Source organism: Candidatus Paceibacterota bacterium (assembly GCA_035452965.1).
In the GTDB taxonomy this organism is placed as follows: domain Bacteria; phylum Verrucomicrobiota; class Verrucomicrobiia; order Limisphaerales; family UBA8199; genus UBA8199.
Genome location: DAOTCE010000069.1, coordinates 1 through 4,639, shown reverse-complemented (window position 1 = coordinate 4,639; position 4,639 = coordinate 1). Strand labels below are relative to the sequence as shown.

The window sequence follows — 4,639 nt, the reverse complement described above, 5'->3', positions numbered from 1 at the left end:
GCGGTGAATAACTTTCAACAAAACCGTTGACGGACTGACTCAGAACTCTCCGTTCTGCACCCACGCGCCGCCCCGCACGTTGCTGGCGTGGAGCACCGAGAACGCCACGATCAACACCGTGCCCAGAACCTGCGGGCTCACCCGTGGAAACCATGGCCCAGCGTAAGCCCCGAAAGCCGTCGCCGCCGCCGCTACCGGAGCCGAGAACCCCACCAGCAGTGAAATCCAACCCGCCACATACCCGAGCGAGGGATGCAGCGTGCGCGACAGAAAAAGATACTCCCCGCCCGACTCCGGCAGCCGCCGCGCCAGCGCCCCATAGCTGAGCGCGCCCAGCGCCGCCACCACACCGCCCGCCACCCACACCGCGAGCACCGGCCACGGCGATTTCAGATCCCCCAGTAGAAAGCCGCTCGTGGTAAACACACCCGTGCCAACCATGTTCGCCACCACCAGGGCCGTCGCACTGACCAGTCCCAGGTTGCGCGGACTCGACTTCGTGCCTGTCGGAGCGTTCATCGGCCGGCGGCGCCGGTGCCTATAAGTTTGCCAAGTGGCTCCATGCCAGCCAAGGATCAAGTGTGATGCGGACACTTGCCATATTCACCGCCATCCTCGCCTGCCACGCTTCCACCCAAGCCCAAAACACGCTTTTGACGAGCACCTAGGAAATGCAGCGCGTTCATCAGGATTCGCAAGCCTACATCGCCCGCCTCGAAGACCCGAAGCGCGATGCGTACCAAAAGCCCGCCGACGTGATCAAGGCGCTGAAGATTAAGGAAGGCGAAGTCATCGCCGAAATTGGCTCCGGCTTCCTGTCAATACCCTAGAGCTCGCTCGCCCGAATCCCCGGCCAGGCGCCGAACTAACCCCGCCGCCACTCGGCCCTCGGATTTCGGACTTCGGATGTCCCGCCACCAGGAAATGGTTTCAGCTTTCAGCTTTCAGAATTTCGGTCTTTTGAAAGAAGGGGCTCCGCCCTCGACCCGCCAGGACTTGGCAGCCCTGGACCCGCGCTCCAGTCCCTTCAAGCCCCATCACTTGTTGGGCATCTTGAGCATCAACAGGTTCGCCATAGAGGATTCCCTAACGATTACTGCGCGAGGAGCCTGGCTTCGATGGCGACATTGACGGTCGTGCCGGGTTTGAGGTTGGGGTCGGGCTCGATCGCAGCAATTGTCACCTCGTACCTCACTGCGCCTTCGAGAGTGACCGGCGCATCGGCGACTCGCACAACCCTTGCTTTGAGCTTTCGTTGTGGAACCGCCTCAAAGGTAAACTCAACCCGCTGACCTGGTTCCACTTTGGCCTTGTCCGCCTCGGAAACGGATGCAGCGATTCGCCACCCGGCGCCCGGCAGGAGGCGAAGTGTCCCGGCAGTGGTTATGATCTCAGCGGGCGCTCGCTTGGGCTGGCGCCAAAGGTGGGCCTCCATTCGCTCCCTCATTTCCCGCTGAAAAACGGGAAATCCCGCCACCCAGTCCGGCTCGCGATAAAGCCCCAGATTGGGCCGAAGTTCCAAGGCGTACAGACTGTCCACCGCCAGCAGGAGGCATCCAGCCGTCACCGCGCCCCCAGCCCAGAACACGCCACTGAGCTTAAGGCGATACCTCGGCCGGCAAGCCCAGATCAGCCCGCCCAGAGTCAGGACGGCGAGAGCCATGCTCCACAATTCGCCTGTGGATTCCTTCCAATGCACCGACAACTGTTGGACTGTTTCAAACAACGCAAGGTGCACGATGAACACCAGGCTCAGCGGGAGCGCTGTCGCCTTGCACGCCTTCGCCCAGGTGCCGCCCGGCACCGGGCTGACTACAGGGGCTGGAGTGTGGACGAAACGGCGCGCCCGTTGAACCACAGCTCGGACCAAGTACCAATTCAACGCAATTCCAGCCAGCAGCGCCGCGCCTGCCAATGCCCAGTGCGCGCCGGGGAGGACGCTGGCGGCAGATGCGGGCGAAACAACCAGTGAAATCATGCGCCACGAAAGCCACGCCAGCCAGGCATTCAGCATCAGCAGCGGAAAGAATAGCAGGTCCAAAACTGCCAGCCCAAATCCAGTAACTGCCCCGGTTCCTCGTCGGATCCGCCCGAGGGCGACTGCACCCATGAACGAGCCGCCGACCAGGGCGGCGAATCCCAGCAGCATCAATGGCCCGAAAAAGAGCAGTTCGATCACCCTGCCCAGGGGACCACCCCGGACCATTCCAGTTACGGCCCAGCCTGCCGGGGTATAGTGCAGGGCGCAGTTAAAGAAGAACAACGCAATCCATGCCGCGCCCACCAGAGCTATGCGTGAGCAACGGGGCCTGGCGGGGGCGGCGTCTGTGCCGGCCGCCGCAAACGCCGGCCCCGGCTCTCGAGCCACCGTCTCCACCTCGGTCTTGAAGACGCTTGCCTGTTGATACCGCAATTGTGGGTTCTTCTGGAGGGCGCGCAGCACGATCTCGTCGATGCGCACATCGACCTGATATTTTTTCGACGGCGGCTCCAGCTTCTCCCCTGGCAGTTCGCCCGTGAGCATCTCGTAGAATACCACGCCGAGCGAATAGATGTCGGCGCGATGGTCTGCCCGGGCAGGATGCTCCATCTGCTCCGGAGCCATGTATTGCGGCGTGCCGACCAACCCGCCCACTTTGGTGGGTCCGCCGGTCCTGGACGGGCTAGCGAGTTCTTCACCAGCTTCGAGGTCCTGCGCGATAATCCTGGCCACACCGAAGTCGGCGATCTTTACCGCGCCCTCCTGGCTCAGGAGAATGTTCTCGGGCTTGATGTCGCGATGGACGATGCCGCGTTGATGGGCGTATTGCAGCGCGTCGCAGATTTGAGGGACGATGGCCAGCGCCTCTTCGGGACTTAGTCGGTTGGCCCCCTGGACCTGCCGCAGGTTCAGACCGTCCACAAACTCCATCAGGAAGTAGAACAGCCCATCTGTCTGCCCAAATTCGTAGAGCGTGACGATATGCGGGTGGTTCAGTTTGGCCAGCGCCTTCGCCTCGCGCGTGAATCGCTCGGCAAACGCGGGGTCAATGTCCAGGCCCGGCGGCAGGACCTTCAGCGCCACCAGCCGATCGAGCGGCTTCTGGCGAGCCTTGTACACAGCGCCCATCCCTCCCTTGCCCAGCAGTTCAAGTATCTCTAGCTGGGGAAAATGCGCCGCCAGTTTGTCGGGCGTCGGGGCTTGAAAGCCCAGGGTGCGGCCCGCTCCTTCCCCTTGGCCGGCTTCACTGCCCAAACCGATTTTCATCAGGCACTCCGGGCACAGGCCACGCGGGGCGCTCGGCTCCACCTGCTTCCCGCATTCAGGACACGCTGTTGTCATGCTGTTTACTTGGGAAAAGGTCGGCGGTTGTCACCGGAAAAATGCGGGACCCCCTCAGCCGGACAGAACCTGGAACAGGTGGCGCATTTCCTCCTCGACTTCCTCGCGGGTCAGCACCGTATCGGCGATTTCTGAACGGAGCAACTGGCGGTAACGTGCCCGCAGACGATGTACCGTCATCCGCAGCGCGCCCTCGCCCATGTGCAGTTCTTCGGCAAGGGCGCGGTACGGGATCGCCGCGCGCCCTTTGGTGAGGCAGGCTTCCAACTTCGCGAATAATGCCTCTTTGCCATCCGCTTCGTATTCCCGGCGGAGCTTCGTCAGCACATTCTCTAACAGCGCGAGGGCCCAGCGCTTTTCATATATCTTTTCCGCGGTCAGGTTGTCCGGCAGTTCCAATTGGTAGCGAGTCTCGGCTCCAGCTACCTCAAGCGGAATTGGCGGGATTCCGCCGCCGCGTTTTTGCGCTCGCATCTTGTCCCGCTCGTCGGCGAGAAAGTGCTTCAGCACGCCCAGCAGGAACGAACGAAACCGTCCCTGCTGCGGATCCGCCCGCTCCACCCACTTGCGCTCCAACAGCCTCGCAAAAAACTCCTGGGTCAGGTCCTGCGCGTCTTCGGGTGAATAACCGTAACGCCGCACATAGGCGTAGAGCGGATACCAATAGGTGTGGCACAGCTTCTCCAGCGCCGCCCGGGTTTGCGTCGTGTCGCTATCTCCGACCCCAAGCACGACTGTCCAATGCGTCGTGGCAAAATAACCCCGCGGCCTGTGCGCCTTGTCCGAATTCTCCGCGTCCGTCTGCATTCCTGAGACTAGAACTGGTACGCAAACTCAGTCAAGGTGACGAGTCTCTCCAGGCCGCTGGCTGACGCATGAAACCTGCCCTTCCCGCACCGCTCGCTCGCCCGAATCCCCGGCCAGGCGCCAAATTGCCCCCGCCGCCATTCGGTTCTCGGATTTCGGTCCTCGGATTTCCCGCCGTCAGGCGGGCCGGAGACGCCCCCCACTCAACTCTCAGCCATCAACCCTCAACCAATGTAGCGTCAGGCCCGCGGACTCCCCGATCGTGAGGCTGACCACGAAAGACGCCCCAATTTCTGCTTTCTGCTTTCGCGATTTCTACTTTAGGTCTGCTTCGTTGTTGTCCCTGTCGTGTTCAGTTTCTTGTTTCAGACCCTTCGCCCTTCACTGCGCGGCTTTGTCGGGGGGCCGGGACAAGTGGTTCCTCCTGAAGGCAACCTCCACTGGCCGCCCCGAGCCGCCGCGCTTTTCAGTGAAAGCAAGGACCCCCAGAGGGGGCTGATGATGGAAGAA

4 protein-coding genes are annotated in these 4,639 nt (G+C 62.1%); 1 reads left to right on the top strand and 3 read right to left on the bottom strand.

What is annotated here, in order from left to right:
* Positions 1-39: 39 nt before the first annotated feature.
* Positions 40-519: an amino acid permease gene (locus P5205_22305; GenBank protein HSA13094.1), complete on the bottom strand. Its 480-nt coding sequence runs from the start codon at positions 517-519 to the stop codon at positions 40-42.
* Between the two features lie 152 nt (positions 520-671).
* On the opposite strand from P5205_22305, the gene P5205_22300 reads away from it, so the two are divergent.
* On the top strand, positions 672-830 hold the full coding sequence (locus P5205_22300; GenBank protein HSA13093.1) for a hypothetical protein: 159 nt from the start codon (positions 672-674) through the stop codon (positions 828-830).
* A gap of 263 nt (positions 831-1,093) precedes the next feature.
* On the opposite strand, the gene P5205_22295 is transcribed toward P5205_22300, so the two are convergent.
* Together P5205_22295 and P5205_22290 are read right to left on the bottom strand one after the other, a co-directional pair.
* Positions 1,094-3,322, bottom strand: a complete 2,229-nt coding sequence (locus P5205_22295; protein HSA13092.1) for a protein kinase — start codon at positions 3,320-3,322, stop codon at positions 1,094-1,096.
* A gap of 54 nt (positions 3,323-3,376) precedes the next feature.
* Positions 3,377-4,129 (bottom strand): sigma-70 family RNA polymerase sigma factor, encoded by a 753-nt coding sequence (locus P5205_22290; protein ID HSA13091.1) that lies wholly within the window; start codon positions 4,127-4,129, stop codon positions 3,377-3,379.
* Positions 4,130-4,639 lie beyond the last annotated feature (510 nt).